Origin of the sequence: Rhizobium sp. P28RR-XV (assembly GCF_012641385.1) — a bacterium.
GTDB lineage: Bacteria > Pseudomonadota > Alphaproteobacteria > Rhizobiales > Rhizobiaceae > Rhizobium.
In genome coordinates, this window is sequence record NZ_JABAIG010000011.1 from 320,202 (window position 1) to 346,360 (window position 26,159).

General features: G+C 59.9%; 30 protein-coding genes and 1 tRNA gene. 10 read left to right on the forward strand and 21 right to left on the reverse strand.

What is annotated here, in order from left to right; translation table 11 throughout:
- Window positions 1–52 precede the first annotated feature (52 nt).
- The 9 genes from HGP12_RS24500 to HGP12_RS24540 all read right to left on the reverse strand — a co-directional run bounded on the left by HGP12_RS24500 (window position 53) and on the right by HGP12_RS24540 (window position 9,028).
- Window positions 53–1,030, reverse strand: coding sequence for a type II secretion system F family protein (locus tag HGP12_RS24500; protein WP_168841395.1), 978 nt, complete (start codon window positions 1,028–1,030; stop codon window positions 53–55).
- A gap of 20 nt (window positions 1,031–1,050) precedes the next feature.
- A complete protein-coding gene (locus tag HGP12_RS24505; RefSeq protein WP_168841396.1) occupies window positions 1,051–2,058 on the reverse strand; it encodes a type II secretion system F family protein in 1,008 nt (335 codons plus the stop codon).
- Between the two features lie 8 nt (window positions 2,059–2,066).
- A complete protein-coding gene (locus HGP12_RS24510; RefSeq protein ID WP_168841397.1) occupies window positions 2,067–3,548 on the reverse strand; it encodes a CpaF family protein in 1,482 nt (493 codons plus the stop codon).
- A 77-nt stretch (window positions 3,549–3,625) separates the two neighbouring features.
- Window positions 3,626–4,897: a CpaE family protein gene (locus HGP12_RS24515; RefSeq protein ID WP_168841398.1), complete on the reverse strand. Its 1,272-nt coding sequence runs from the start codon at window positions 4,895–4,897 to the stop codon at window positions 3,626–3,628.
- A 33-nt stretch (window positions 4,898–4,930) separates the two neighbouring features.
- Window positions 4,931–5,677 (reverse strand): CpaD family pilus assembly lipoprotein, encoded by a 747-nt coding sequence (locus tag HGP12_RS24520; protein ID WP_168841399.1) that lies wholly within the window; start codon window positions 5,675–5,677, stop codon window positions 4,931–4,933.
- Window positions 5,678–5,731: 54 nt separating this feature from the next.
- Window positions 5,732–7,237 (reverse strand): type II and III secretion system protein family protein, encoded by a 1,506-nt coding sequence (locus HGP12_RS24525; protein ID WP_168841400.1) that lies wholly within the window; start codon window positions 7,235–7,237, stop codon window positions 5,732–5,734.
- A gap of 14 nt (window positions 7,238–7,251) precedes the next feature.
- Window positions 7,252–8,067 (reverse strand): Flp pilus assembly protein CpaB, encoded by an 816-nt coding sequence (gene cpaB / locus HGP12_RS24530; protein ID WP_168841401.1) that lies wholly within the window; start codon window positions 8,065–8,067, stop codon window positions 7,252–7,254.
- A 166-nt stretch (window positions 8,068–8,233) separates the two neighbouring features.
- A complete protein-coding gene (locus HGP12_RS24535) occupies window positions 8,234–8,746 on the reverse strand; it encodes a prepilin peptidase (RefSeq protein WP_409526849.1) in 513 nt (170 codons plus the stop codon).
- Window positions 8,747–8,836: 90 nt separating this feature from the next.
- Window positions 8,837–9,028 carry a Flp family type IVb pilin gene (locus HGP12_RS24540; protein WP_168841402.1) on the reverse strand — a complete coding sequence of 64 codons (192 nt, stop codon included), beginning with the start codon at window positions 9,026–9,028 and terminating at the stop codon, window positions 8,837–8,839.
- A gap of 404 nt (window positions 9,029–9,432) precedes the next feature.
- On the opposite strand from HGP12_RS24540, the gene HGP12_RS24545 reads away from it, so the two are divergent.
- The 9 genes from HGP12_RS24545 (at window position 9,433) to HGP12_RS24585 (ending at window position 15,622) form a co-directional block, all read left to right on the forward strand.
- The gene (locus HGP12_RS24545) at window positions 9,433–9,858 is read left to right on the forward strand and encodes a pilus assembly protein N-terminal domain-containing protein (RefSeq protein ID WP_168841403.1); all 426 of its coding nucleotides are present in this window, start codon (window positions 9,433–9,435) and stop codon (window positions 9,856–9,858) included.
- 154 nt (window positions 9,859–10,012) lie between these two features.
- On the forward strand, window positions 10,013–10,648 hold the full coding sequence (locus HGP12_RS24550) for a TadE/TadG family type IV pilus assembly protein (RefSeq protein WP_168841404.1): 636 nt from the start codon (window positions 10,013–10,015) through the stop codon (window positions 10,646–10,648).
- 14 nt (window positions 10,649–10,662) lie between these two features.
- Entirely contained in the window at window positions 10,663–11,235 is a 573-nt protein-coding gene (locus HGP12_RS24555) for a TadE/TadG family type IV pilus assembly protein (RefSeq protein WP_168841454.1), read from the forward strand.
- A gap of 137 nt (window positions 11,236–11,372) precedes the next feature.
- On the forward strand, window positions 11,373–12,593 hold the full coding sequence (locus HGP12_RS24560; protein WP_168841405.1) for a phosphopentomutase: 1,221 nt from the start codon (window positions 11,373–11,375) through the stop codon (window positions 12,591–12,593).
- Window positions 12,590–13,561, forward strand: a complete 972-nt coding sequence (locus HGP12_RS24565; protein ID WP_168841406.1) for an adenosine deaminase — start codon at window positions 12,590–12,592, stop codon at window positions 13,559–13,561. The genes HGP12_RS24560 and HGP12_RS24565 overlap by 4 nt, the downstream gene beginning before the upstream one ends.
- A gap of 64 nt (window positions 13,562–13,625) precedes the next feature.
- The gene (locus HGP12_RS24570; protein WP_168841407.1) at window positions 13,626–13,922 is read left to right on the forward strand and encodes a type II toxin-antitoxin system RelE/ParE family toxin; all 297 of its coding nucleotides are present in this window, start codon (window positions 13,626–13,628) and stop codon (window positions 13,920–13,922) included.
- Window positions 13,923–13,932: 10 nt separating this feature from the next.
- Complete coding sequence (locus HGP12_RS24575; protein ID WP_168841408.1) at window positions 13,933–14,238, forward strand: HigA family addiction module antitoxin; 306 nt, start codon at window positions 13,933–13,935, stop codon at window positions 14,236–14,238.
- Between the two features lie 102 nt (window positions 14,239–14,340).
- Window positions 14,341–14,970: a uracil phosphoribosyltransferase gene (gene upp, locus HGP12_RS24580; RefSeq protein ID WP_149632695.1), complete on the forward strand. Its 630-nt coding sequence runs from the start codon at window positions 14,341–14,343 to the stop codon at window positions 14,968–14,970.
- A gap of 127 nt (window positions 14,971–15,097) precedes the next feature.
- The gene (locus HGP12_RS24585; protein ID WP_168841455.1) at window positions 15,098–15,622 is read left to right on the forward strand and encodes a TIGR02281 family clan AA aspartic protease; all 525 of its coding nucleotides are present in this window, start codon (window positions 15,098–15,100) and stop codon (window positions 15,620–15,622) included.
- 53 nt (window positions 15,623–15,675) lie between these two features.
- Here HGP12_RS24585 and deoA read toward each other — a convergent pair whose 3' ends face one another.
- From deoA to HGP12_RS24630, 9 genes are all read right to left on the reverse strand, one after another.
- Window positions 15,676–16,983 carry a thymidine phosphorylase gene (deoA, locus tag HGP12_RS24590; protein WP_168841409.1) on the reverse strand — a complete coding sequence of 436 codons (1,308 nt, stop codon included), beginning with the start codon at window positions 16,981–16,983 and terminating at the stop codon, window positions 15,676–15,678.
- A gap of 3 nt (window positions 16,984–16,986) precedes the next feature.
- The gene (gene deoC, locus HGP12_RS24595) at window positions 16,987–17,760 is read right to left on the reverse strand and encodes a deoxyribose-phosphate aldolase (RefSeq protein WP_168879633.1); all 774 of its coding nucleotides are present in this window, start codon (window positions 17,758–17,760) and stop codon (window positions 16,987–16,989) included.
- The gene (locus HGP12_RS24600; protein WP_168841411.1) at window positions 17,757–18,563 is read right to left on the reverse strand and encodes a purine-nucleoside phosphorylase; all 807 of its coding nucleotides are present in this window, start codon (window positions 18,561–18,563) and stop codon (window positions 17,757–17,759) included. The genes deoC and HGP12_RS24600 overlap by 4 nt, the downstream gene beginning before the upstream one ends.
- Window positions 18,560–18,952: a cytidine deaminase gene (locus HGP12_RS24605; protein ID WP_168841412.1), complete on the reverse strand. Its 393-nt coding sequence runs from the start codon at window positions 18,950–18,952 to the stop codon at window positions 18,560–18,562. The genes HGP12_RS24600 and HGP12_RS24605 overlap by 4 nt, the downstream gene beginning before the upstream one ends.
- A 3-nt stretch (window positions 18,953–18,955) precedes the next feature.
- A complete protein-coding gene (locus HGP12_RS24610) occupies window positions 18,956–19,927 on the reverse strand; it encodes an ABC transporter permease (protein ID WP_168841413.1) in 972 nt (323 codons plus the stop codon).
- A 10-nt stretch (window positions 19,928–19,937) separates the two neighbouring features.
- A complete protein-coding gene (locus tag HGP12_RS24615; RefSeq protein ID WP_168841414.1) occupies window positions 19,938–21,041 on the reverse strand; it encodes an ABC transporter permease in 1,104 nt (367 codons plus the stop codon).
- A 7-nt stretch (window positions 21,042–21,048) separates the two neighbouring features.
- A complete protein-coding gene (locus HGP12_RS24620; protein WP_168841415.1) occupies window positions 21,049–22,560 on the reverse strand; it encodes an ABC transporter ATP-binding protein in 1,512 nt (503 codons plus the stop codon).
- Window positions 22,561–22,639: 79 nt separating this feature from the next.
- Complete coding sequence (locus HGP12_RS24625) at window positions 22,640–23,635, reverse strand: BMP family protein (RefSeq protein WP_168841416.1); 996 nt, start codon at window positions 23,633–23,635, stop codon at window positions 22,640–22,642.
- 372 nt (window positions 23,636–24,007) lie between these two features.
- Window positions 24,008–24,325: a hypothetical protein gene (locus HGP12_RS24630; protein WP_168841417.1), complete on the reverse strand. Its 318-nt coding sequence runs from the start codon at window positions 24,323–24,325 to the stop codon at window positions 24,008–24,010.
- Window positions 24,326–24,558: 233 nt separating this feature from the next.
- On the opposite strand from HGP12_RS24630, the gene HGP12_RS24635 reads away from it, so the two are divergent.
- A tRNA-Ser gene (locus HGP12_RS24635) sits at window positions 24,559–24,648 on the forward strand.
- A 2-nt stretch (window positions 24,649–24,650) separates the two neighbouring features.
- Here HGP12_RS24635 and HGP12_RS24640 read toward each other — a convergent pair.
- The 3 genes from HGP12_RS24640 to HGP12_RS24650 are packed head-to-tail and all read right to left on the reverse strand — an operon-like array spanning window position 24,651 to window position 25,964.
- Window positions 24,651–25,022 (reverse strand): TfoX/Sxy family protein, encoded by a 372-nt coding sequence (locus HGP12_RS24640; RefSeq protein WP_168841418.1) that lies wholly within the window; start codon window positions 25,020–25,022, stop codon window positions 24,651–24,653.
- Window positions 25,019–25,387: a nuclear transport factor 2 family protein gene (locus HGP12_RS24645; protein WP_168841419.1), complete on the reverse strand. Its 369-nt coding sequence runs from the start codon at window positions 25,385–25,387 to the stop codon at window positions 25,019–25,021. The genes HGP12_RS24640 and HGP12_RS24645 overlap by 4 nt, the downstream gene beginning before the upstream one ends.
- Complete coding sequence (locus tag HGP12_RS24650; protein ID WP_168841420.1) at window positions 25,374–25,964, reverse strand: TetR/AcrR family transcriptional regulator; 591 nt, start codon at window positions 25,962–25,964, stop codon at window positions 25,374–25,376. The genes HGP12_RS24645 and HGP12_RS24650 overlap by 14 nt, the downstream gene beginning before the upstream one ends.
- Window positions 25,965–26,159: the final 195 nt, after the last annotated feature.

Genomic DNA, 26,159 nt, shown 5'->3' on the forward strand with positions numbered 1-26,159 from the left:
CGACCCTGGATGGAAGATTAATCATATCCACACGCAGCAGGCAAGCGACGGATCAGAACTTGTCCATGGCCTGGATGATCGCCGGGCCGAGAATGACAGCCATCAGGACCGGCAGGAAGAAGATGATCATCGGCACGGTCAGCTTCGGCGGCAGCGCGGCTGCCTTCTTCTCCGCCTCGTTCATGCGCTCGTCGCGGCCCTCCTGCGCCATGACGCGCAGCGCCTGGGAGAGCGGCGTGCCGTAGCGCTCGGCCTGAATGAGCGCCTGCGTCACCGATTTGACGAGCTCGATCTGCGTGCGGGCGGCAAGATTGTCGAAGGCCGTGCGGCGATCCTGCAGGAAGGAAAGTTCGGCCGTAGTCAGCACCATTTCCTCGGCGAGCGGCGGGGATTGCTCGGTCATTTCCTCGGACACACGATGCATGCCGGCTTCGATCGATATGCCCGATTCCACGCATATCAGCATCAGGTCGAGAGCATCCGGCCAGGCGCGCTTGATCGACTTCTGACGCTTGGCCATCCGGTTGGAAACATAGATGTTCGGCGCGTAGAAGCCGAGATAGGCCGTGCCGATGACGCCGAGCAGGCGGATCGGAAGGGGCTTTGCGGCAAACCAGCCGAGAACGAACACCACCACGATCGCAGCCGCCAAGAACAGGAACGGCAGGAAGAACCGCGCCACCAGAAACATGTTCAACGCGTTTTCGGACCGCAGGCCAGCCGCCCGCAGGCGGTTCATGGTATTGGCATCAACCAGCGCGTTTCGCAGGTTGAAGCGCTCGACGATCTGCCGGGCGTTGCGATTGTTATGGCTGCGCAGCGATGCCTTGCCGCCGTCGGCGCTCAGCCGCGCCCGCTCGCGTGCGCGGATCTGCTCGCGCTCCGTGGAGACGGCCTTCATGCGTTTGTTGAGATCGCCACGCTCCAGCAGCGGCATGGCGATCGTGTAGAAGGTGGCAAAGACGGCAATGGCAACGACGACGGCGAGAAGGGTGCCGGGATCGGTCAGTTTGGCGGCCAGATCGGACATGGGCTATGCGGCTCCTTCGCTCAGATCTCGAAATTGACCATGTTGCGCATGATGAAGATTCCGAACGACATCCAGATGCCGGCTCCGACCAAGATCAGATGGCCGCGCGGATCGGTAAACAGGATCATCATGTATTGCGGCGACGTCAGATAGACGAGCAGCATCACGATAAAGGGCAGAGCGCCGATGATGACGGCGGATGCCTTTGCCTCCATCGACAGCGCCTGGACCTTCGCCTTCATTTTCTTGCGGTCGCGCAGCACCTTTGCGAGATTGCCCAAAGCTTCCGACAGGTTGCCGCCGGCCTGGGCCTGAATGGTGATGACGATCGAGAAAAAATTCACTTCCTGCAGCGGCATTTGGTTCGTCATGCGCGCGCACGCTTCAGACATGCTGAGACCGACCTGCTGCGCTTCGACCACCCGCCGGAATTCCGACTTGACCGGATCGCGCGCCTCGGCGGCCACCAGCCGCACCGCATCGTTGAGCGGCAGGCCCGAGCGAAGGGAGCGGGTGATGAGATCGAGCGCGTTCGGAAATTCTTCGAGAAACTTGTTTTGCCGGCGCTTGATGAGGAAACCGAGAATCCAGCGCGGCAGACCGAAAGCGACGGCAAAGAACAGTCCTAGGATGACCAGGGGTGGAGCGCCGGCAATGAAAAAGACCAGCACCGCGAACAGGCCGAACAGCACGCTGAAAACGTAGAAGCGCGACGGTGTCAGCGACAAGCCGGCGTGCGCCAGGCGCGCCTTCAGCGACTGCTTTTTCTTGGTGTTTTCGGTCTGGCGCCGCTCCAGATCCTTGAGCGAATCCTGCACGGATTTGCGCCGCTTGGACATTTCCTGGACGCGATCGCGCGCCGCCTTGACCTTCACACGGTCAGTTTCGGCCTGCCTGATCCGGTTGACGCGGCTTGCGGCCTTCTTCTGGGCCTCGATCCGAGAATAGAGAATGCCATAGCAGACGGCAGCCGCCGAAACCGCAGTCAGCAGGACAATCAACAGCACTATTGGATCGACACCGAACATCGTCAGCCCTATTGCGCCTTCTGTTCCATCTCGTCGAGCGCAGCCGCGAGGCGTCGCTCCTCATTGTAGTAGCGGGCACGATCCCAGAAATGCGGCTTGCCGATGCCAGTGGAAACGTGCCGGCCGATGATGCGGCCGTTCGCGTCTTCGCCCTCGATCTCGTAGCGCATCAGATCCTGCGTGATGATTACGTCGCCTTCCATGCCGATGACCTCGGTGATCTGCGTGATGCGGCGCGAACCGTCGCGCAGACGAGCGGCCTGGATGATCACATCGACGGAGGTGGAGACAATCTCACGCACGGTCTTGGCCGGCAGGCTGAAGCCGCCCATGGCAATCATCGATTCGATACGGCTCAGGCATTCGCGCGGCGTGTTGGCGTGGATCGTACCCATGGAACCGTCATGGCCCGTGTTCATCGCCTGCAGCAGGTCGAAGACCTCCGGTCCACGCACTTCGCCGACGATGATCCGCTCTGGACGCATGCGCAGGCAGTTCTTGACCAAATCGCGCATGGTGATCTCGCCCTCGCCTTCGATGTTCGGCGGGCGGGTTTCGAGGCGCACGACATGCGGCTGCTGCAGCTGCAGCTCGGCGGTGTCTTCGCAGGTGATGACGCGCTCGTCGCGGTCGATATAGTTGGTCAGGCAGTTGAGCAGCGTCGTCTTGCCCGAGCCCGTACCGCCTGAAATGACGACGTTGCAGCGCACGCGACCGATGATCTGCAGCAGCGTCGCGCCCTCCGGCGTGATGGCGCCGAAGCGGACGAGCTGATCGAGCGTCAGCTTGTCCTTCTTGAACTTACGAATGGTCAGCGCCGGACCATCGATCGCCAAAGGCGGCGCAATGACGTTGACGCGCGAACCATCCGGCAGGCGCGCGTCGCAGATCGGGCTGGATTCATCGACGCGGCGGCCGACCTGGCTGACGATACGCTGGCAGATGGACAGAAGCTGCGCATTGTCACGGAAACGGATTTCCGATTCGACGGTCTTGCCGCCGACTTCGATAAAGGTCTGGCCGGCGCCGTTGACCATGATGTCCGCGATGTCGTCGCGGGCCAAAAGCGGCTCCAGCGGACCGTAGCCGAGTACGTCGTTGCAGATATCCTCGAGCAGTTCCTCCTGCTCGGAAATCGACATCGCAAAATTCTTGATCGTGATGATGTCGTTGACGATATCGCGGATTTCCTCGCGCGCCGCTTCCGGTCCGAGCTTGGAAAGCTGCGAGAGGTCGATCGTGTCGATGAGCGCTGAGAAGACCTGCGACTTGGTATCGTAATATTCTTCGGTGCGGACCGGCCGGCGGCGACTAGGCGTCTGCATCGGCGGGGGCGCGACCTGCTGGCGCTGCTGAGCGGGATCGCGCGACGGCTCTATCAGCACGGCCGGTGCCGCGGGCGCGGTTGCGGCCGGCGCACGCGCCGGCGCCGGCGGAGGCATTGCGCCGCCGCCTTTTGCAGAACCTTCATTTCCGCGCTTGCCAAACATGCTTTCGATCCAATTCTACTGCTGCTGCATGACGTTCAGGAAGGCCCGCCTTCGGGAAGTCATGCGAAATCAAAGGACTATTTCCGCTTCAGGAGGCCAAGCAGACCGCCCTTTCTCGCCTTCTTCAAAGCGACGCGTCCGGTGACGATGTGCGATATCTGCGAAAAGGTCTCGGCGATCGGCGATTTGGGATCCGTCTCCGAAATCATCCGTCCGCTGTTGGCGGCATTGCCGAACAAATGGATATCGAAGGGAATGACGGCGATCGGATCCGCCTCCAACGGCACGCAGAACTCCGAAGGATTGATTTCCGGGCGCTTCGGCATACCTACCTGATTGAGAATAAGGTGCGGTCCCTTGTCGTTGGGCCGCAGCTTGCGCAGAGCGTCGATCAGGTTTTTGGCATTGCGCAGGTTGGCGAGATCGGGAGCGGCGCAAATGACGACCTCATCGACAGCGGCCAGCACCGAGCGCGTCCATTCCGTCCAGACATGAGGTACGTCCAGGACCGCCACCGGCGCGCTGCGCTGGAGAACATCGAGCACCGGCAGGAAGGCTTGCCCCTCGAAATCATAGGCGCGATCCAGCATGGAAGGCGCTGCCAGCAGCGACAGGTGCTGCGAGCATTTTGTCAGCAATCGATCGAGAAAGACCTCGTCCAGGCGCTCCGGCGCGTATACGGCCTCAGCAATCCCCTGCGCCGGATCCTGATCGAAGTCGATATTAGCCGTGCCGTAGGGCAGATCGAGATCGGCAAGAATAGTCTCGGTGGAGAACAGGCTTGAAATGCCGAAGGCGCAATTATGCGCGATGGTGGATGCGCCCACCCCGCCCTTGGCGCCGATGAAAGCGATGCTGCGACCGAGCGGTTCGGCATCGGGATCGATGAAGATCGCCGTCATGGCCGTCATCAGATCGACCATATCGGTGGGCTGCACGATATATTCGGAGATGCCGTTGCGGATCAGCTCGCGGTAGAGGCCGATATCGTTATGGTAACCGACGATGACGACCTTGGTGCTCGGATCGCAGACGGCGGCGAGGGGCGCAAGTTCAGTCAGCAGATTGCGCGGATTGGCCCGCGTCTCAAGAATGATCAGATTGGGGGTCGGCGCCGAAGCGAACATGTTTGCCGCCGCCGCGATGCTGCCGCTGGTAATCCGGCAGCTGACCTTGGACATGCGCCGGTCGTTGGCGCATTGGTCCATCACCCGCTGCAGCTGCTCGCTTTCGCAGAAGGCATGCACCGAAATGCGCGGCAGCGGCCGTAGATTGTCGAGATTGCCCGAGCGCGAGACGTCCTCGGCCTCCGCGGCAGTCGAGCCAATATCGTAGTCGATGGCGTTCATGATGTCATCCTGTTCCGCCGGTGCGTCCCATAATCATTGGCCGGAGCTGCCAGAACCGCTGAAACCGCCGAGCGTGGCGGTACTCGTCGGAACCGAGCCGTTGCGGTAGTTGTCGATCACCTTGCTGCGTTGATCGGTATCGATCGGCGACGCAGCCCTGGGCGATATCAAATCCGTCGGATTGGCGACCTGTGCCGCCAGATTGTGCTGCGTCGCGCAGCCGAAATTGTAGTAGTTCTGATTGTCGAAGGCGTTGTCGGAAAGATCATTCGGCCATTGACCGCAGCTGTTGGTGAGAGCCGTCGTGGCTGTGAAGCGCAGACGCATCGGAGCTGCGTCGTCCAGGTCGCCGGCCCCGTAGTGGCTTTCGACGATGCGGGCCGACGGGATACCGTTCGCAATCAGCTCCCTGCGGATCTGCTGACGCAGCGTAGATGCCGCCAACGAATTCATCGATCCCCTCGGTACAAGGATTTCGACCGTACCGCTCGCATGAGCTCGATAATCCTGGACAAATCCACGGATGGTATCGCGCATTCCCGTCGTCAGGCGACGGTCGCTGGCAGCGACCGGGATATCGAGATTGTGTTCCTTCTCCGCCAACACGATCGGATGACGCTGCCGATAGTCGTCGTTGATGGCGCTGGTGGTCATACGATCGCGTGAATCGGCGCAGCCGCTGATGGCGGCGGCCGTCAGGATCAGCGCCGGTGCTATCAGAGCCAGCCGGGAGAAACGGGGCCGGCCGATGCGAGGCGTATGGCGTTCGGGGCTGGCCACTTTTAGATCTCTCGTTAATCCGGTTGAAAAGGCGCGCTTCATGGTCGGTGTCCCCTACTTGTAGATGAAGCCGACAGTGCCGTGGAAATCGGCATCGGCGACCGGCGGCCCATCCTTGCGGCCGTAGATCTTGTTGACACGATTCATGAAGAAGCCGCTGATATCGTTGCTCGGCGAGAAATTGTCGTCAGGGCGGGCAAGCTGGCTGCGGGCGACCGGACGCACCAGATATGGTGTCGCGATAATGACCAGCTCGGTTTCGTCGCGCTGAAAGCTCTTCTGGCGGAACAGAGCGCCAAGGATTGGAATCTTCGAGGCGCCCGGCGTACCGTTGGTGGTTTGCTGAATGGTATCGCTCAAGAGACCGGCCAAAGCGATCGAGCCGCCGGACGGCAACTCCACCGAAGTATCAGCGGCGCGCTGGTTGTAGGTTGCCGTGCCTGCGTTTGCCGTGCCAACCGGATTAGAAACCTGGGTCTGCACATGCAGGGCGATTCGTCCGGCAGACAGCACGACAGGTGTGAAGGCCAAACTGATACCATAGGTGAAGGGTGTGACCGTGACGGTCCCGTCCTTGTTCGTAACGGCGTATAGCGTCTGACCGCCTGAATTGAAGGTCGCGGCCTGGCCGGAGATCGCCGTCAACGTGGGCTCAGCGAGCGTACGGACGGCGCCAGCCTGCTCAAGAGCACTGAGATAAGTGCTGATATTGTACTTGCCGATCGCGGTCTTGAACAGGCTGGCAAGACCGCCGCCACCGGCAGCGGCAGTGGCGTCAGGCGAAATATTGCCGAGCTGGGCGACCGTCAGGCCGGAAGAATTCCTGATGAGATTGTCGAAGCCGATCTGCTTCAGCACGCTGCGCTTGATTTCGGCGACCGTGACCTTGAGCGTCACCTGATCCTCGCCTTCGATCTGCAACATATTGACGATCTGCGAGGTTTGCCGCGTTTCGGCGAAAATGGCGACCGCGTTGTTGTCGCCGCTGCCCGAGGCAGTCTGGTTTCGAGTCGTAGCTTCGCCGCCCTTCAGGAAAGCTTGGGCGAGCTGCTCAGCCCGCGTCGCATCCTGCGGTGTGCGCACCGTGCCGGTCATGACGATGTTGTCGGAAACGATCTCGACATTGATGTCGGAGTCGGGAATGAAGCGCTTGAGATTGGCCTGTAGCCCAGCAATGTCGCGCTCGATCTGGAGATCGAGGCTGACGATTTCCTTGCCGTCCGCGCCGAAGACGAAGATGTTGGTCTGGCCGACGGTCTTACCGAAGAGATAAATACGGCGCGAGGTGCGTGTTACCGCATCCGCCATCTTTGGATCGGAAACAAGGATATCGTGCGCATCGGCCGGTAGATCGACGACGAGCGCCTTGTTGAGGCCGAGCTTCAATGTGCGCTTCGTGCCAAGGCCGGCGATGGTGACGATGCTGTCAGAGCCATCCGCAAGGGCTGCGGGAGTGCGCAGAAAGGCCGGAAGATCCGCCAGAGGCAGACCTGCAAAGGCAACCGAGAAGGAAAGGATTGCAGCGAGAGGAAGGCTGGCTTTGTTGCTTATCTTGACCATGATGTCGGCCCTTCTCACTGTGGTTTCGGCCCGGTTGGGCCATCGGTCACGATCGCTCCCGACTTGATGACCTGGACAAGGCCGCCGCCATTGTCGCCGGCCAGAAGATAGTCGGCCGCCGTCGTATCGGGCTGCTGCGCATCGGCGACGGAGCGCAATGCCAGCGTCAGGCGGTCGGCCATCTGGTGCGCGACGGCCAGAACCTTCGTCTGGTCCGGTGTCAGCTCGAGCGTCGCGGTGGCACCGACGGCAGCCTTGCTTCCATCCTGCTTTTCCTCGATCTGCTGGTCGACGGCCAGGACGCGTACGTTGCTCAGCACCGTTTCCGTGACGAGCTGCTGCTGCGAGCCCTTGCGGACCATGATCACATCGACACGATCATTCGGGAGGATGAAACCGCCGGCGCCGGTGGCGACGGAAATCTCGGTGGCGACGGCCCGTTTGCCGGCTGGCAACAATGAAGAGAGGATGCGGCTGTTGGCGTCCGCGACCTTTTCCTCGCGGATCGGCTCGCCCTCGAATATCGGCAAACGAACGACCGCGCCGTTTAGATCCTTCAAGGCATCGGGCCGCTCGCTCTGGGTTATGAGACCTTTGACGACGCCGCTTTCCGGCCATGCCATCCATTGAATTGTTTTTTCATTCAGACGGGAGCCGACGGGCAGATTGGCGCTCGCAACCAGCACATTGGTCGTTGCTTCCTTTTCCACGATCGCCGCGATCTGCTGGGGCACGATATCGCGCGAACCAGCCAGGCGCATCGCCAGCAGGCCGGCCATCCCGGCCGCGGCGGCTGCCACTGCGAGTATCATTATGCGAGCGGGTTTCATGGTCATTCCTTGAGGAACAGGATTCTTCGCCCTGTAGAATGACCGGCAATTGGTGTAATTATGGTTAATGGTATGTTACATTTATGATTACTTAACCCTAATTACTTGATTTATATTAGTGACTACACATATATTGTACTTAGGATTTTACCAATCGTCGCGCAGTTTAAAGTGCACTCTTGGTCATCGCAATCAAAAGGGGCGAAGAAGGGAACGCGAGGATTCCCCCGATTGCAATAGCTATTCCGTATGGAATTTTCTTGGCAACCGTCAAGGAGCTAGGCATCGGAAGACCAATAGCTGAAATGATGCTTGCTTGCGATCGGAGCCAAACGATAAAAACCGTAACTACACCGCCAATAAATGCGACATAGACAAGAAATATTACCACCGAAAGATCGAAGCCAAACCAAAGAGCGGCAGCTGCTAACAATTTCGCATCTCCGCCGCCCATAACATTGAGCGCAAACAACGCAAAACACGCAGCAAAAACGACACCGGCGACAGCCAGATGTATGCCGATTTCTGTAAATGGCAGGCCATATGTGGGAGCGAGCACAAAAAACGCGATTGCGAGGGCCAAGCTCACCCTATTCGGAATTGTCATAGTCAGCAGGTCGGATATCGCCGCTAACGACATGCACAGGGGAAATATGGATAGCGCCAAAGTTCCGAGCACAATAAATCCCCACCCCGAAATCTGAAATTCGGAAACCGCCCATTTTATCGAGCGGTTTCCGTGAAGTATTACGCCTTCAGAACAAAAGTCTTACTTGGTACCGATATCCTTGCCAGACTTGTTCATCTGGTCAGAAATGTTCGTGAACGTCGAGCTGAGCGTACCGCCCAGGGTGGTTGCACCGGCAATGATAGCAACGGAGATCAGGGCAGCGATCAGACCGTATTCGATTGCGGTTGCGCCCGACTCATCCTTCAGGAAACGCGAAAAAAGCTTAGACATGAATTTAACTCCACTTTGTTGACAGCACGTCCGCCAACTGTTGCCGTTGATCGGATGAGTTGCACGGTAATCGTCCGCCGTTTCTATCGCTTTAAGGAATTGGGTTAATGAATTTTGAATAGTGAAGTGAAAAAAGAATAGTAAATATCGAATTCATGTCTTGCCATGCATTTTTAAAGAACTTCTTCAGCCAAAAGAAAATTATTAGATGCATTAATATTAGCAGCTTATACGATTCGTCTCAAAGCAACGCATTTGAGACATGAACGACGAAGATGAAAGCCATTTACGGGACGCCTGCATCATAAATACACGGACAGCATCACCCTTAATCGTTCATTCACCATTCTTTCCCATTCTGTCAGACAAACTATTTCGCCATACGCTTTCCAAGAGGCCAAGCCATGCCAATCGGCGGCAGAATCGCATTCCTCGCCGGCATCGTTGCCATGGCCGGCTTGACGCCGCAGCTCTCCAGCGCCGCCGGAGAAAGCCTGCTGCGCGTCTATATGGATCACGCGCGCGTCTTGAAGCTCGATCGCCCCGTCAGCAAAGTCATCGTCGGCAATTCGCAGGTCGCCGACGCCACCGTTGCCGATCCAAAGACCATCGTGCTGACAGGCCGCAGTTTCGGAACGACGAATATCATCCTGCTCGACGCCGACGGCAATGCCATCGTCGATGAGCAGATCCTGGTGTCGATCGATGAAGGCAATACGGTCCGTGTTTTCCGGCAGACGGATCGCGCCGTATTGTCATGCACGCCCAATTGCGAACAGCATGCCCAGCAGAACAACACGGCGACGACGGCTTCGGCGACCGGGCAATAGTTACATTCGACAATGTAGATATTCTAAAATACATTCAAGATATTACGTGCCAAGTAATAATCCCCGTTTCCTCTAAATATGAATAGAGAAGAGAAACGGATTATCAAGAAAACAACTCTAGTGTCCTCCGCGTATAAATCGCCGCGGATTTCCCATGACGCCAGATAGTGATCTTCTCGCCAATGTAAGTCATGCCAGGCCGCGTGCCCGAGGCGGCTTGCGCGAATTGTTGCGCTCGCGGGACGGCGCGGCGGCCATCGAATTCGCCATGCTTGCCATTCCCTATTTCCTGATCGTCTTTGCCATTATCGAGACCTTCGTTGCCTTCACTGCCGAGCAGGTCGTTTCAAACGCCGTCGACACCCTGGCGCGTCAGATTAGAACCGGGCAGATCACGGCCGATCCCAACAAAACCTCCTATACGACGTCGCAGAAGTTCCGTCAGGCATTCTGCAACGAGATTGCCGTGCTCATCACCTGCTCCGCATCCGAACTGCAGACGCCGGCAAACCTCTACCTCGATGTGGAGACCTATTCGAGCTTCGCATCCATGCCGACGACGATCCCTCGCAAGTCGTCGACCGATCCCTATTCCGATCTCAATACTTCGAGTTTTACTTTCGCGCCCGGCGGCGCCAAGTCGCTCAACATGGTGCGCGCCTATTACCGCTGGCAGGTCATTACGGATCTGCTGCGCCCCTATCTTACCAATGTACGTCCATCCGACGGCTCGGCGTCAGTCTATCTCATCGTCGCGACCGCCGCCTTCCAGAACGAGAACTATCCGTGAGCGGCCCTGCGACCATGATCGAAAAGGATATGATGTCGCGGAGCATTCTGCGGCGCTTTGCCCGCGATGAACGCGGCGTCGGCGCGATCGAATTCGCCATCCTTTTTCCCGTATTGCTGATGCTTTACCTAGGCGCCTTCGAGCTCACCGTCGGCCTCAATGTCTCCAAGCGCGCCAGCCGCTCGGCGGGATCGATCGCCGATATCGTTTCGCAGCAGTCGAGCGTTACCAAGTCGGTGCTTGCCACCATGCCCTCGGTAGCGGGCGCGATCTTCGCGCCCTACGGCACGACCGGCATGACGTTGAAGATCACCGGCATTGCGATCGACGCGACAGGCAAGGCAACGGTGGCATGGTCCTGGGCACAGGACGGGACGGCCCCCTATTCTTCCGGCACGACCATTACCCTGCCGGCCAATATGAACCAGGCAAGCACCTTCCTGGTCCGCAGCGAGCTTTCCCTTCCCTACCAGCTCATCAGTTTCGGCGCCAATTTCCTGCCGAGCGGTACGAACCAAATCACCATCAGCCGGCAATATTACTATCGTCAGCGTGTCGGCAATTCGATCAGCTGCAGCGATTGCTGAGCGCCTGTCGTCGCGACACTGCCTATGCAGGCCATTGCAAAACGGAAAATTGCCAACTCGATGCCTCCGTTATATGGGTGACGTCCAATATCCCGGAAGACCTCCTCTGGGATGACGACATTCTTATCGGGTGATGTATGGCGCGCGCCTTTCTCTTCGTTCTGGATTCCTTCGGCGTCGGCGGCGGCCCGGATGCGGTAAGCTATGGTGACGAGGGTGCGGATACGCTCGGCCATATCGCCGAATTCTGCGCGGCGGGCGCTGCCGACCGCGAAGGCTTGCGCCAGGGGCCGCTGGTGCTGCCCAATATGTCCGGTCTCGGCCTCATGGAGATCGCCAAGGCGGCAACGGGCAGCTATCCCGCCGGCATGCCGCTGCCGGAAAAGCTGTATGGTCTCTATGGCTGCGCGAGCGAAGTCTCCCGCGGCAAGGATACGCCGTCGGGCCATTGGGAGATCGCCGGAACGCCCGTCATGTTCGATTGGGGTTACTTTCCGTCCGAAGGCGATGCCTTCCCGCCGGAACTGGTGAAAGCCATCTGCGAGGCGGCCGATCTGCCCGGCATTCTCGGCAATTGCCATGCCTCGGGTACGGATATCATTGCAAAGCTCGGCGAAGAACACATCCGCAGCGGTAAACCCATCTGTTATACCTCGTCCGATTCCGTCTTCCAGATCGCCGCGCACGAGCAGCACTTCGGGCTCGATCGGCTGATTGGCCTCTGCACGATCGTGCGCACGCTGCTCGATTCCTACAATATCGGCCGCGTCATTGCCCGCCCCTTCGTCGGGGAGACCGTGGCCACATTCGAGCGTACCGGAAATCGCCGCGACTTCTCCGTGCCGCCGCCGGAGCCGACGCTGCTCGATCGCCTCGTCAAGGCCGAGCGCACGGTGCATGCCGTCGGCAAGATCGGCGATATCTTCGCGCATCAGGGTATTTCAAAGGTCATCAAGGCCAATGGCAACATGGCGCTGATGGACGCGACATTGAAGGCCATGGACGAAGCTGCCGACGGCGATCTGGTCTTCACCAATTTCGTCGATTTCGACATGGTCTACGGCCATCGCCGCGACGTGCCGGGCTATGCCGCAGCGCTCGAAGCCTTCGATGCACGGCTGCCTGAGGTGCACGAGAAGCTCAAGGCCGGCGATCTCGTCGTGCTGACGGCCGACCATGGTTGCGACCCGACCTGGCGCGGCACCGATCACACGCGCGAACGCGTGCCTGTCATGGCTTACGGACGAGGCATCCGCTCGCGCTCCATCGGCATCCGCCAGACCTATGCCGATATCGGCGAGACGGTCGCGCGTCATCTTGGCATTGCGGCCGGGCCGCACGGGAGGAGTTTCCTTTGACATCGCATTTGAAGAAAGTGGAGCTGCACTGCCATCTGGAGGGTGCTGCCCCGCCGGCGCTGACGCTGGCACAGGCAGAAAAATATGGCGTCGATACCAGCGCCTTCCTCAGGGACGGCGTTTATCTCTGGAAGGATTTTGCCGAGTTTCTCGTCTGCTACGACAAGGTTTCCGAAGTCTACCGCACCGAGGAAGACTATGCGCTGCTGACGGAAACCTATCTGGAAGAGCTTGCCGAGATCGGCACGATCTATAGCGAACTCATCGTCTCGCCCGATCACGGCGACCGCATCGGCCTCGGCGCCGATGCCTATATGGCCGGCGTTTCGGCCGGCATCCGCGCCGCCAAGGCAAAGACCGGCATCGAGGCGCGGCTCATCGTCACCGGCGAACGTCACTTCGGCCCGGAGCGGGTGGCGAAGGCGGCGGAATATGCGGCCCAAAGCGACAATCCGCTGATCACCGGCTTCAACATGGCCGGCGAGGAGCGCATGGGTCGCGTCGCCGATTATGCCCGCGCCTTCGACATCGCGCGCGAGGCGGGGCTCGGCATCACCATCCATGCCGGCGAGGTCTGCGGCTCCTTTTCCGTTGCCGATGCCGTCGAACTGGTGCGCCCTGATCGCATCGGCCATGGCGTGCGCGCCATCGAGGATATGGACCTTGTGAGGCGCCTTGCCGATCTCGGCACGGTGCTGGAGGTGTGCCCCGGTTCCAACGTCGCGCTGAATGTCTTTCCGGATTTCCAGTCGCATCCGCTGCGCAGGCTGCGTGATGCCGGCGTGAAGGTGACGATAAGTTCCGATGATCCGCCCTTCTTCCACACCTCGCTGAAGCGCGAATACGAGCTGGCGTCGTCAGCCTTTGGCTTCAGCGACGGCGAAATCAACGCCATGACCCGCACGGCGATCGAAGCGGCGTTTGTGGACGAGGCGACACGGGCGACGTTGTTGGCGAGGCTAAAATAATCAACGCTCTGGATTGAAATGTGTACCATAGAGCGGTACATTCGCCCATCCCGGGAGCCAAAGTATGATCGTAAGCTTTCGAGATGATTGGCTGCGTGATTTTTTTGTCGAAGACGTACACTCGAAGAAAATACCGGCCGATCTGGATAGCCGCCTGTTTCGCAAGCTTCAGATGATCGACGATGCGGTGACGGACCAAGATCTACGGATACCTCCCAGCAATCATTTCGAGAAATTGCGCGGCAATCTCGAGGGTTTTCGCTCGGTCCGTGTCAACAAGCAATGGCGGCTTATCTTCCGATGGGATAGCGGCCGTGGCGAAGCGGCGGACATCTATCTGGCCGACCATAGCTATCGGTAGGGCAATTGCGATGTTGATGACAAAACGTAAGCCGGCAAGTGTCGGCGAGATATTGGTCGAAGAGTTCATGGAACCCATGGGTCTGACGCAAAGTGCGTTGGCCGAGGCCATGGGCGTCCAGCGCAAGCATGTGAATGAACTATGCAATAATCGCCGCGGCGTGACGGCTGCAACGGCACTCATCCTTGCTCGCGTGTTCGGCAATAGCCCGGAGTTCTGGCTGAACGTACAACGGCGCAATGACCTGTGGGAGGTCATGCACTCTCCGCATGGGCGCGAGAGGATCGAGCGCGCCCGCCCGTTGTCCGCGGCATGAGTTTGGGGATGATATCGGGAGTTTTTCCCTATTTTCTTGCACCAGAGGCGATTTCCGTGAAAGAACCATCTCATATCGCGGAATTACTGGAAGGCTGAAACCATGGACGGCGTCACTGTCATCGATCACCCGCTTGTGCAGCACAAGCTCACAATCATGCGCAAGAAGGACACGTCGACGGGAAGCTTCCGCCGGTTGCTGCGCGAGATTTCGACGCTGCTCTGTTACGAAGTGACGCGCGACCTGGAACTGACGATCGAGACCATCGAGACACCGCTGCAGCCGATGGATGCGCCGATCCTCGAGGGCAAGAAGCTGGTCTTCGCCTCGATCCTGCGCGCTGGCAACGGCCTGCTCGAAGGCATGCTCGATCTCGTGCCTTCGGCGCGCGTCTCGCATATCGGCGTCTACCGCGATCACGAGACGCTGCAGCCGGTCGAATATTACTTCAAGGCGCCCGAGGACATCTCCGAACGCCTGATCATCGTCGTCGATCCGATGCTGGCGACCGGTAATTCCTCGATTGCCGCGATCGACAAGCTGAAGGAACGCGGCGCGCATAATATCCGCTTCCTCTGCCTGCTGGCGGCTCCGGAAGGCATCGCCAATTTCCGTAGCGCGCATCCGGATGTGCCGGTCTTCACCGCCGCCATCGACAGCCATCTGAATGAGAAGGGCTATATCGTGCCCGGCCTCGGCGATGCCGGCGACCGCATGTACGGCACAAAGTAAAGTTCAACATTATACTCCCCGTATAGCCCGGAAGTTACTCAACTGCCGGGCTTTTTACTGATTGCCTTAGCGTCGTTTCAGCGAATTTGGCCTACAGATGGCAGTGCCCGCAGGAGGGGCCTTGCCGATGCTCGTTCGCGTTCTCGTCTTTGCCGGTGTTATTGCCGTTGCGGCAACCCAGGTGCCGATGCTGGTGAGTAGCTTTAACGAGCCCGCCGAAAAGCCGGCGCCGGTCGAAGCGGTTTCACTCACCCCGCCAAAGACCGAGGCACCCGTTTCCTATGGCAGCGTTCAGTTGCGCGCCAATGCGGGTGGCCATTATGAAGGTGATTTCACCATCAACGGCCGCTCCGTGCACGGGTTGATCGATACCGGCGCAACCTATGTCGCGATGAACGAAAGTACGGCGCGTAGCCTCGGCTTCAGCAGCGTCGATCTCGACTATCGCTACCCGATCCAAACGGCGAACGGCACATCCAAGGTCGCCCATGTCAAACTCGACCGCCTGGAGATCGGCACGATCCGCGTTCGCGATGTCGATGCCATGGTGGCAAAAGACAGCGCGCTGAGTACGACGCTGATCGGTATGAGCTTCATGAAGAAACTGAACTCCTTTGGAGTCCAGAACGGCAATTTGCTGTTGAAGCAGTAGAGTCGCCGAGCCCCTTGTGGAACCGTCCTATTATCTCCATTGCGCGCCGTCCGTCAGATCCTGCCAATGATAACGGGCGACGCAGCGGGCGCCGTATCGGCGAGCCGATAATTGGCTGAGAGATCGGCAGCAGCCCTCTCCGCGCTTGCCTCGTCCGCCGCGTGAACAGTCGCGATACGGTCGCCTTTGCTTACCCTCGTGCCGAGCGGCAGGATGTCGCTGAAGCCGACGCGATGATCGATCTTGTCCTGCGGACGACGGCGACCGCCGCCGAGATCGATGACGCTCATGCCGATTGCGCGCGCATCGCAGGCGCCGAGCCACCCATCGGCCGCGGCCGGAACCGGCTTCTGTACCGGCGCGCTCACCAGATGGCGATCTGGGTGTTCAAGCAGATCCGCCGGGCCACCGAGCGCATGCACCATGCGGCCGAAGATTTCCGCGGCCTTACCCGATGCCAATGCCTCCCGCGCCCTGCCCTGCGCATCGACAGCGTTCGCAGCGATGCCGGCCTGAACCAGCATTTCAGATGCGAAGGCCAGAACGACGGTTTCGAGCCGCGTGCCTGCCTTGTCGCCTTTCAGGAAATCCAGGCAATTGCGAAGCTCGACCACGTTGCCGGCCGCATCGGCTAAAGGCTCGTTCATGTCGGTGATCAGGGCCGAGGTCTTGACCCCGCCGCCATTTGCCACCTCCACCAGCGAACGCGCCAGCGTCTTGGCTTCCTCCCGCGAGGTCATGAAGGCGCCGCTGCCGATCTTGACGTCAAGCACCAGCGTTTCCAGTCCCGCCGCCAGTTTCTTCGACAGGATGGAGGCGGTGATCAACGGCACGGAATCGACGGTCGCGGTGACATCGCGCACTGCATAGAGCTTGCCGTCGGCAGGCGCCAGCGCGCCGGTCTGGCCAATGATGGCGCAGCCGACCTCATCGACCACCTTGCGAAAGCGGGCCGCGTCCGGCGTGATCCCGTAGCCGGGGACGGATTCGAGCTTGTCGAGGGTGCCGCCGGTATGACCGAGCCCACGGCCTGAAATCATCGGCACGGCGAGACCGCAGGCGGCCGCGATGGGCGCCAGCATCAGCGAGACGTTGTCGCCGACACCGCCCGTCGAATGCTTGTCGGCAATCGGCCTGCCGATGCCTTCCCAAGACAAAGTATTGCCGGAGCGGGCCATGGCCAGCGTCAGCGCCACCGTCTCCTCGCGTGTCATGCCGCGAAACCAGACGGCCATGGCAAAGGCACCGATCTGGCTCTCGGCCAGTTCGCCACGCCCCAACGCGCCGATGAACGAGTCGATATCGGCAGCCGAAAGGGTCGCACCGTTACGCTTCTGCCGGATGATTTCCTGCGGGATCATGGGTCAATAGCCCGACGCAGCTGCCTTGGAATCGCCGCCGGCCAATACGTTCAGGATATCGTCGAGCAAGCCCGACGCACCGAAACGGAAGGTCGAGGGCATGGCCCAATCGGGCGCCATGATGGTCTCGGCAAGGCTCAGATACAGCGCCGCATCGGAAACAGAACCAATGCCGCCGGCAGGCTTGAAGCCGACCTTGCGGCCGCTGGCGCGGATCGCCCTAAGCATGATGTCGGCAGCCTCGAGCGTCGCGTTGACGGCAACCTTGCCCGTCGAGGTCTTGATGAAATCGGAGCCGGCCTCGATCGCAAGTTCGGAGGCACGCCGGATCAGCGCGGTATCCTTGAGCTCGCCGGTTTCGAGGATAGTCTTCAGGAGAACCGGTCCCTGGCATTCGGCCCGCACGGCCGCAACCATATCGGTAACGGCCTGCTCGTTGCCGGCCAGAAAGGCACGATAGGGAATGACAAGGTCGATCTCGTCGGCACCGTCGGCGATCGCCTCACGCGCTTCGGCGGCAACATCGGCCACTTCCATATCGCCGGCCGGGAAGTTCACCACCGTTGCGATCTTCACAACGTGATCGGTTCCGAGAATGCCGCGCGCCTGGACGACGAAGCGCGGCCAAATGCAGATGGCGGCCGTATTGCCATAGGGCGATTGCGCGCGGGCGCACAGCGTCTCAATCTGTGCCGGCGTGCAGTCATCCTTGAGATTGGTGAGGTCGAGAAGGGAAAGCGCAACGGCTGCCGTTTCTCTGAGGGAATGGCCCGTCATTGTGGATCTCCTTCGCTCGCAATCATTTCTTTCAAAATGGCGGCAAGACGCGCGCCGCCGACCGGAGCCATGTCCTTCGTCTCTTCATGCGAGAGTTCGCCACCGGTCATGCCAGCACCATAGTTAGTGATGACGGAGGCAGCGGCAACCCTCAGGCCGAAAAGACGCGCCAGAATGACTTCCGGCACGGTCGACATGCCGACGGCATCGGCGCCAAGGATGCGTGCCATGCGAATTTCCGCCGGGGTTTCGAAGCTCGGTCCGGAAAACCACATATAGACGCCGTGCGACAGCTTGACCTCGGCCTTTTCCGCCGCCTTGCGCATGCGCATGATAAGGTCGGTATCATAGGCGCTGGTCATGCCGACGAAGCGCCTGTCGCTTTCCTCGCCGATTAGCGGGTTCATGCCGGAATAGTTGATGTGGTCAGTGATCTGCATCACCGATCCGGGCGGCATTTCCTCCCGCAGCGATCCGGCGGAATTCGTCAGGATCAGCGTGTCGACGCCGAGGGCCTTCAGGGCCTCGATCGGTTCGCGCATGGCATTGGCATCGCCCTTCTCGTAGTAATGCACCCGGCCGGACAGCATGATGACCGGGACATCACCAAGCTTGCCCGCAACCAGCGTGCCGGCATGGCCGGAGACGGCGCTGACCGGAAAGCCGGGAAGATCGGCATAGGCGACGCGCAGGGGATCACTGACCTGATCGACGAGAGAGCCCAGGCCGGAGCCCAGGATGATGCCGTAGCGCGGCTTCAGCTCGCCGAGCTTTTCGGTGAGGATGTCGACGGCCGCGCTCATCCGAGCACCTCAGTTTCGAAGCTGAAGGGGAGCATCTCGTCCATGGTCATGGTCTTCCTCACGCCGGTTTCGTCGCAAAGATAGATGCGTGTCTCCTTGCTGGCAAATTCCGCGATCTTCTGCCGGCAGCCGCCGCAGGGCGGGCAGAGCGGCAGCTTCTCGGCGACGATGGCGATCTCGACGATCTTCTTGGCGCCGCCCATGATCATCTGGCCGATCGCCGTCGGCTCAGCGCACCAGCCTTGCGGGAAGGACAGGTTCTCGATATTGGCGCCGGTATAGATCTTGCCGTCCTCGGCGCGGATCGCCGCGCCGACGGGAAACTTCGAATAGGGAGCATGGGCGAAAGCCATCGCTCCGCGCGCGGCCTCGAACAGATCATGCGACATGGTTTAGCGCTCCTTGGTATAGGGCACGCCGCCGGCCTTCGGAGGTTTGGCGACGCCAATAAAGCCTGCAAGCAGGATGCAGGTGAGGATATAGGGCAGCGCCTGGAAAATCTGCACCGGCACCTCGCCGATACCCGGAACCGCCTTGCCCTGCATGAAATTGGCGAAGGCATCGAGAAAGCCGAAAAGCAGGCAGGTGAACATGACCGGCACCGGCTTCCACTTGGCGAAGATCAGCGCGGCGAGCGCGATGTAGCCCTTGCCGGCCGACATGTTGTTGATGAAGGCGGCCGACTGGGCGATGGCGAGATAGGTGCCGGAGAAGCCGCAGAGAATGCCGGCGACGATCAGCGAGCGATAACGCAGCCATTCGACCGAGATGCCGGCGGTATCGACCGCACCGGGATTTTCACCGACGGCGCGCAGCCGCAGACCGAAGCGGGTGCGATAGAGGATCCACCAGGAAATCGGTACGGCGAGAAAGGCGAGATAGGTGAGGATATTGTTGCCGGAGATGACATTGGCATAGAGCGGCCCGATGAACGGAACACCGCGGATGGCATCGACACCCGGTAGGGTGATGCTGGAAAAACGGGCCGTTCCGGGCAAAGTCGGCGTACGGCCGCCCTGCCCGAACCAGGCCTGACCGAGAACGATGGTCAAGCCGGCCGTCAGAAAGTTGATCGCGACACCCGAGACGATCTGGTTGCCGCGGTTGGTGATCGATGCGAAACCATGCAGCAGACCGAAGATCACCGAGATGACGATACCGGCGCCGAGACCAGCCCAGGGTGAGCCGCTGATCGAGGCGACGCAGGCGGCTGCGAAGGCGGAAGCCAGCATCTTGCCTTCGAGACCGATATCGAAGATGCCGGCACGCTCGGAAAAGAGGCCCGCGAGCGCGGTGAAGATCAGCGGAATCGACAGGCGGATGGTCGAGCCAAGAATGCTGATGAGGAGATCGTAATATGCCATTATCTGATCCTCACGCCCTCGCGAATTGTTGGTAGATGCGCACGAGTGTCGGCCGGAACATATATTCGAGGGCGCCGGCGAACAGGATGACAAGGCCCTGGATGACCACGATCATGTCACGCGTGATGTTGGGCATATCGAACGAAAGCGCGTCGCCGCCCTGATAGAGAATGCCGAACAGGATCGCCGCCAGGATGATGCCTAGCGGATGGTTGCGTCCCATCAGCGACACGGCGATGCCGACGAAGCCTGCGCCGAGCACGAACTCCACCTGCAGGCGAGCGGATGCGCCCATGACGGGATTGAGCGCCATCATGCCGGCAAGGCCGCCGGAAATCAGCATGGCGATGATGACCGTGCGGGCATAGGGAATGCCGGCATAAACCGCGGCCGTCGGGCTCAAGCCCAGCGTGCGCATTTCATAGCCGAGCTTGGTGCGCCAGACGAGCACCCAGACGAGGAAGCACATGACCAGCGCGATCAGGAAGGACACGTTGAGCGGAGCGGCACCGATGGTTGAGCCGAAAATGCCCATCAGCCAATCGAGCTTGGGCAGCTGACCGCCCGCCAGGAAGGTGCGGGTTTCAGGCGCCATCTTGCCCGGCACGATCAGCACATGCACCAGCAGGAAGTTCATCATCGCCGATGCGATGAAGTTGAACATGATTGTCGTAATGACGACGTGGCTGCCGCGCTTGGCCTGCAGCCAGGCCGGGATGAAGGCCCAGAGAGCACCGAAGATCGCCGCACCGATGACCGCGAACGGCATGGTCACATACCAGGGCACGTATTTATCGAGCGCCAGCGCCACGAGGGCGCAGCCGAGACCGCCGACATAGGCCTGGCCTTCCGAGCCGATGTTGAACAGGCCGGCATGGATGGCCACGGCGACAGAAAGGCCGGTGAAGATGAAGCTCGTTGCATAATAGAGGGTGAAGCCGATGCCCTCGCCACTGCCGAGCGCACCCTGCAGGAGCAGGACAAGCGCATCGAGCGGGCTCTCACCGATGAACCAGACGACGAGGCCCGATATCAGGAAGGCGACGATCAGGTTGAGAATGGGGATCAGACCATAGTTGATCCAATTGGGGAGTGGAACAGAAGCCGTGCTCATATACGCCTCACGCGGCAATGCCGGCCATCATCAGGCCGAGCGTTTGTTCACCGGCTTCAGCCGACTTCTCACCGACGATATGGCCGGCGAACATGACGAGGATACGGTCCGAAAGCGCACGGATCTCATCCAGCTCCACCGACACAAGCAGGATCGCCTTGCCGGCATCGCGCATCTCGATGATGCGGCGATGGATGAATTCGATGGCGCCGATATCGACGCCGCGCGTCGGCTGACCGATCAGCAGAGCCTTCGGATCGCGCTCGATCTCACGGGCGACGACGATCTTCTGCTGGTTGCCGCCGGAGAAATTCGCGGTCTTCAGCCGCGCATTCGGAGGGCGAATATCGTATTTCTCGATCTTCTCGATGGCATCCTTGCGCATGGCATCGAGATCGAGCATGCCGCCGCGCCCATATTTGACGTCGCGGTGATAGCCGAGCATCGAATTCTCATATTCCTCGAACTTGAGGACGAGGCCCATGTGATGGCGATCCTCGGGAATATGGGCAAGGCCAAGATCGCGAAGCACCGCCGGATCGGCCGTGCCGATCGGCTTGCCATGCAGGTAGATCTCGCCGGAGGCCGGCTTGCGGATGCCGGCGATCGCTTCCAGCAACTCGGACTGGCCGTTTCCGGCGACGCCGGCAATGCCGACGATCTCGCCGGCGCGGACATCGAAGGAGACATCGTCGACCATGGTGACGCCACGGCCGTCCTTGACTGTGAGGTTGCGCACGGAAAGCAGGACATCGCCCGGATTGGCAGCGCCTTTTTCGACGCGCAGCAGTACACGGCGGCCAACCATCAATTCGGCCAGTTCCTCGACGGTGGTTTCCGTCGTCTTGCGGGTGGCAACCATCTCGCCGCGGCGCATGACGGATACCGTATCGGTAATCGCCATGATTTCGCGCAGCTTATGGGTGATGAGGATGATCGTCTTGCCCTGGTCGCGCAGCACGCGAAGAATGCGGAACAGATTGTCGGCCTCGGCGGGCGTCAGAACGCCGGTGGGCTCATCGAGGATGAGGATCTCGGCGCCGCGATACATCGCCTTCAGGATCTCGACACGCTGCTGCTGGCCGACGGGCAGCTCTTCGATCACCGCGTCCGGATCGACCTCCAGCCCATAGTCCTTCTCCAGCCGGTCAAGCTCGGCGCGGGTGGCGGCGACGCCCCTGGCAAGCAGCGCTCCGCCTTCCGCGCCCAGCATGACGTTTTCGAGGACGGTGAAATTATCGACCAGCATGAAGTGCTGGTGCACCATGCCGATGCCGACCGATATCGCCGTCTGGCTGTCGCGGATCGCGATCGGCGTGCCGTTGACGCGGATCTCCCCGGCGTCGGCGTGATAAAAACCGTAGATGATCGACATCAGTGTCGATTTCCCGGCACCGTTCTCGCCAATGATCCCGTGGATCGAGCCTTTGGCAACGGTCAGGTTAATATCTTTGTTTGCGTGAACGGCACCGAACTTTTTGTCGATGCCCACGAGTTCGATGGCAGGCGTTTCGCTCACTATTGGGGCTCCAGAAACCGGATTCCGGATAAGAAAAGGGCGTATGACGGTTTGCTACGTCATACGCCCTTGTTTCATATCAGCTCTTCGGGCAGGCGTTGTCGGTCGTGTAGTCGTGGACCTTGATGGTACCATCGACGATGCCAGCACGGGCCTTGTCGATGGCAGCCTGCATCTCCGGAGTGACGAGCGGCTTATTGTTGTCGTCGATTGCAACGGTCACGCCGTCTTCCTTCAGGCCGAGCTCCTGGGTGCCGGGCGTGAACTTGCCGTTCTTGGAATCGCTGAAGGCATTGTAGACCGCGAGATCGACGCGCTTGACGACGGAGGTCAGAACGGAGCCCGGATGCAGGTAGTTCTGGTTGCTGTCGACACCGATCGAGAGCTTCTTGTTGTCGGCAGCCGTCTGCAGCACGCCGAGACCCGTCGCACCGGCGGCGGCGTAAACAACGTCGGCGCCCTGGTCGATCTGGTTCTTGGTGAGCTCGCCGCCGCGAACCGGGTCGTTCCAGGCCGCACCCGTCGTGCCGGTCATGTTCTGGAAGACTTCGATCTTTGCGTTGGCGGCGCGGGCGCCCAGCTCATAGCCACACTCGAACTTGCGGATCAGCGGGATATCCATGCCGCCGACGAAACCGACCTTGCCGGTCTTCGAAGCCATGGCGGCCATGACGCCAGCGAGATAGGAGCCTTCGTTTTCCTTGAACTTGACCGAGCGGACGTTCGGCAGGTCGAGGCTGTCGTCGATTAGGACGAATTGGGTCTTCGGATATTCGGCGGCGACCTTCTGAAGCGCGGAGGTCCAGGCGAAGGAGACGGCGATGACCGGGTTGAAGCCCTTGCTGGCGAAGTTGCGCAGCGCCTGTTCGCCCTGGGTGTCGCCCGTCGGCTCGAAGTCGCGATAAGCGATACCGGTTTCCTTCTTGAACTTTTCGGCGCCGTTATAGGCAGCCTCGTTGAAGGACTTGTCGAACTTGCCGCCGGTTCCATAAACGATTGCCGGCTTGATATCGGCCGCAAGCGCCGTTGCCGACATGGCAGCCAAGGCGAAAAGGGTCAAAAGGGATTTTTTCATGAGTTGCAGCCCTATTGTTTCTATCTTGTTGGGTCCTCCCGCAAGCCCGTTAACCGGGCAAGTCTGCGGAACTGCTGGCCTCCCCCGAGGCCAAGCTGGCGCGCATCCTTGCATGGCTGCACGAAAAATTCACGAGAAATTTTTCAGTTGGTAAAGATTTGTGGGAATTGCCGAAAACCCATTCTAACAAGCCGTTTTTTAAACAATTTCGGCCTGAAACTGCAATTTTATTGGTCAGAAAGGTAGCGGATCGGCGCTGCCCAATCGCTGGCTTTCCTCCCCGCAGCGTTGCAAAAGGCCCGTTGCCCGATAACCTCCGACGATGCTGAAATTCCCGGAATGGCACAGGCCGAAGGCCGACCCGCAATCCCATCATGCGCTGAAGCGTCCGGCTGCCGGCTGGCGCTTGTAGGCGACCATCCATAGCAGCAGCGACAGGACCAGGAAGACGGCGAAAGCCGGCTGAAACAGCAGCCATTGCATCGCCATGTCGTAGAGGCGGGGATGAACGTAATAGGCAATCGCCGAGCGAACGCTTGCCAGCGACGACGGGCTGACATCATTCCACGCATCGCCCATGGGGGTCAGCACCACGGCGGAGGCAGCAACGGATTGAATGGAATCGATGGTGCCGGCGATAACCGCCACCACCAGCGCGACAAGGCTGGCAAAACGTAACAGGAAACGCATGAACTCCTCCGGATACTCAACTCCGCCCGGCCTTTTCGAGCCGACCGGTCTTACGCCGCCTCATCTATTTCTTTAGATAAGTGGAGCGCGAAATAAGCGCAATGGGGATGAGACGCAGAGTTTTTTGTCCAGAAGTCAAAAAACTGTCAGATTCGGGTTGATCCTAGAAAATTCATCGGTATATAACGCGCCGTTCCCACAATAGCTCCTTTATCGGATGCGAAAGTGCAGATGGACAGGTGGCCGAGTGGTTTAAGGCGCACGCCTGGAACGCGTGTGTGCGTGAAAGCGTACCGTGGGTTCGAATCCCACCTTGTCCGCCATCCTACACTCCCGTTTCCGTAGCTCGTGAGATTTTGTGGATGGCGCCCAAAGCGGCCTGATAGGCGTCCGCCGCCCATTCCCGAAGCTGCTCGTTATCGTCAAAAACATCGTCTGGAGCTGCGTAGTAGCTTGATACAGTCACCGTCTTGCCCCTGCCAGGGTAACTGAACGGATTCATTCCCAACGCTTCGAACCTGGTACGGCTCGCATCATCGACGCGAAGATAGAATGATCCCTTCATGACGAATCCAAACTGGATGCCATCCGCGATCAAGGCCGTCCCGCCAAAGAAGCGCCTGACACTGATTGCACCCAAGCCTTCAATGCGCGTGGCAAGATCCAGAGCCAAATCGCGAGTCGTCACCTTGTTCATGCCGCGATGCTGCCATTCGCTGGATGGAAGAAGCCGCTGATCGCCAGTAGCCTTCCATCATCGCTGATCGCGCCAAAGCTGGTTCCCATCTGGAGAACGGACCCGTTAGCGCCGGTCAGCGCCCATTGGGCGAGAGAACGGTCGTGGTGATGGAGGATGGAGCGGATATTAAATTGCCCGCCGGGCACGCTCGCCTGGAACTGCGCCATGTAGCCTAATAGCGCGTCACGGCCGATCAGCAGGCCGTTCGGATCGCAATAGGTGGCTTCGTCAGCGAGGCAGACGGAAAGCTCGGTGCCTCGCTCGGCAGCGTCGGAAAGCGACCAGATCGCGGAATACCGCTTCCAGAGGTCATCGAGGGTCATGCGGGGCCTCCAAGCTGTTGAACTCGTCCTGGATGAGAACTTCGAGCGCCCGCCTGTCATGGCCAGCGCGGACCAGGACAAGAATGCCCTGATAAAGGGTCAGCAGCCTCAGAGCTGTGGATTCGGGGCTCTTGTCGGCGCGGAATTTCCCCCGCCGCTGTGACGACGCGAGCCGCTCCGCAAACGTCTCCGTCAGTATGTGAAGTCCCTCGACGATGCAGCGATGCGGAGGTCCTTCTCCGCCGAGCTCAACGGCGGAATTGGTGATGAGACAGCCGAGGCTTTCGTCATTCGGCTCATGGAGCAGCGAGACAAAGAGCGCCCGGAGCCCATCCAACCCCGACTCCGCCGGAGCAAAACGCTCGATCCGCCCGCGCAAGACGATGCGATTGTAGCGAGCGAAGGCGGCGTCGAAGAGTGCCGCCTTATCGTCGAAGCTGTGGTAGATGCTGCCGACCTTGAGCCCGGTCGCGTCTTCCAGATCGCGAATGGACGCCCCCCGATAACCCTTGCGCCGGAAGGCTTGCATCGCGCCGCTCAATACGGCGCCTTCGTCGTAGGATCGGGTTCGGCCCATGGGCAGTCCTTTCTTAAGCAACTGTTCTAGAATATCCGCTCAAGAAAATCTGTCAAGCTAACTCTTGGCTGTCGGACCGAGATGGAACCGGCCATCTTCTTCACGCGCATGATTGGCATGAAGAGATCTTCAAGCATCCGACAAAAGAATGGGCCGGCGCGGGGGAACAGACGGAGTTCCATCGCGCCATGCTCC

Bases quoted from the DNA above. Each gene is read 5' to 3' on its own strand.
- HGP12_RS24500 (WP_168841395.1), bottom strand. From the start codon at position 1,030: ATGTCCGATCTGGCCGCCAAACTGACCGATCCCGGCACCCTTCTCGCC.
- HGP12_RS24505 (WP_168841396.1), bottom strand. From the start codon at position 2,058: ATGTTCGGTGTCGATCCAATAGTGCTGTTGATTGTCCTGCTGACTGCG.
- HGP12_RS24510 (WP_168841397.1), bottom strand. From the start codon at position 3,548: ATGTTTGGCAAGCGCGGAAATGAAGGTTCTGCAAAAGGCGGCGGCGCA.
- HGP12_RS24515 (WP_168841398.1), bottom strand. From the start codon at position 4,897: ATGAACGCCATCGACTACGATATTGGCTCGACTGCCGCGGAGGCCGAG.
- HGP12_RS24525 (WP_168841400.1), bottom strand. From the start codon at position 7,237: ATGGTCAAGATAAGCAACAAAGCCAGCCTTCCTCTCGCTGCAATCCTT.
- cpaB (WP_168841401.1), bottom strand. From the start codon at position 8,067: ATGAAACCCGCTCGCATAATGATACTCGCAGTGGCAGCCGCCGCGGCC.
- HGP12_RS24540 (WP_168841402.1), bottom strand. From the start codon at position 9,028: ATGTCTAAGCTTTTTTCGCGTTTCCTGAAGGATGAGTCGGGCGCAACC.
- HGP12_RS24545 (WP_168841403.1), top strand. From the start codon at position 9,433: ATGCCAATCGGCGGCAGAATCGCATTCCTCGCCGGCATCGTTGCCATG.
- HGP12_RS24550 (WP_168841404.1), top strand. From the start codon at position 10,013: ATGACGCCAGATAGTGATCTTCTCGCCAATGTAAGTCATGCCAGGCCG.
- HGP12_RS24555 (WP_168841454.1), top strand. From the start codon at position 10,663: ATGATCGAAAAGGATATGATGTCGCGGAGCATTCTGCGGCGCTTTGCC.
- HGP12_RS24560 (WP_168841405.1), top strand. From the start codon at position 11,373: ATGGCGCGCGCCTTTCTCTTCGTTCTGGATTCCTTCGGCGTCGGCGGC.
- HGP12_RS24570 (WP_168841407.1), top strand. From the start codon at position 13,626: ATGATCGTAAGCTTTCGAGATGATTGGCTGCGTGATTTTTTTGTCGAA.
- HGP12_RS24575 (WP_168841408.1), top strand. From the start codon at position 13,933: ATGTTGATGACAAAACGTAAGCCGGCAAGTGTCGGCGAGATATTGGTC.
- upp (WP_149632695.1), top strand. From the start codon at position 14,341: ATGGACGGCGTCACTGTCATCGATCACCCGCTTGTGCAGCACAAGCTC.
- HGP12_RS24585 (WP_168841455.1), top strand. From the start codon at position 15,098: ATGCTCGTTCGCGTTCTCGTCTTTGCCGGTGTTATTGCCGTTGCGGCA.
- deoA (WP_168841409.1), bottom strand. From the start codon at position 16,983: ATGATCCCGCAGGAAATCATCCGGCAGAAGCGTAACGGTGCGACCCTT.
- deoC (WP_168879633.1), bottom strand. From the start codon at position 17,760: ATGACGGGCCATTCCCTCAGAGAAACGGCAGCCGTTGCGCTTTCCCTT.
- HGP12_RS24600 (WP_168841411.1), bottom strand. From the start codon at position 18,563: ATGAGCGCGGCCGTCGACATCCTCACCGAAAAGCTCGGCGAGCTGAAG.
- HGP12_RS24605 (WP_168841412.1), bottom strand. From the start codon at position 18,952: ATGTCGCATGATCTGTTCGAGGCCGCGCGCGGAGCGATGGCTTTCGCC.
- HGP12_RS24610 (WP_168841413.1), bottom strand. From the start codon at position 19,927: ATGGCATATTACGATCTCCTCATCAGCATTCTTGGCTCGACCATCCGC.
- HGP12_RS24615 (WP_168841414.1), bottom strand. From the start codon at position 21,041: ATGAGCACGGCTTCTGTTCCACTCCCCAATTGGATCAACTATGGTCTG.
- HGP12_RS24625 (WP_168841416.1), bottom strand. From the start codon at position 23,635: ATGAAAAAATCCCTTTTGACCCTTTTCGCCTTGGCTGCCATGTCGGCA.
- HGP12_RS24630 (WP_168841417.1), bottom strand. From the start codon at position 24,325: ATGCGTTTCCTGTTACGTTTTGCCAGCCTTGTCGCGCTGGTGGTGGCG.
- HGP12_RS24640 (WP_168841418.1), bottom strand. From the start codon at position 25,022: ATGAACAAGGTGACGACTCGCGATTTGGCTCTGGATCTTGCCACGCGC.
- HGP12_RS24645 (WP_168841419.1), bottom strand. From the start codon at position 25,387: ATGACCCTCGATGACCTCTGGAAGCGGTATTCCGCGATCTGGTCGCTT.
- HGP12_RS24650 (WP_168841420.1), bottom strand. From the start codon at position 25,964: ATGGGCCGAACCCGATCCTACGACGAAGGCGCCGTATTGAGCGGCGCG.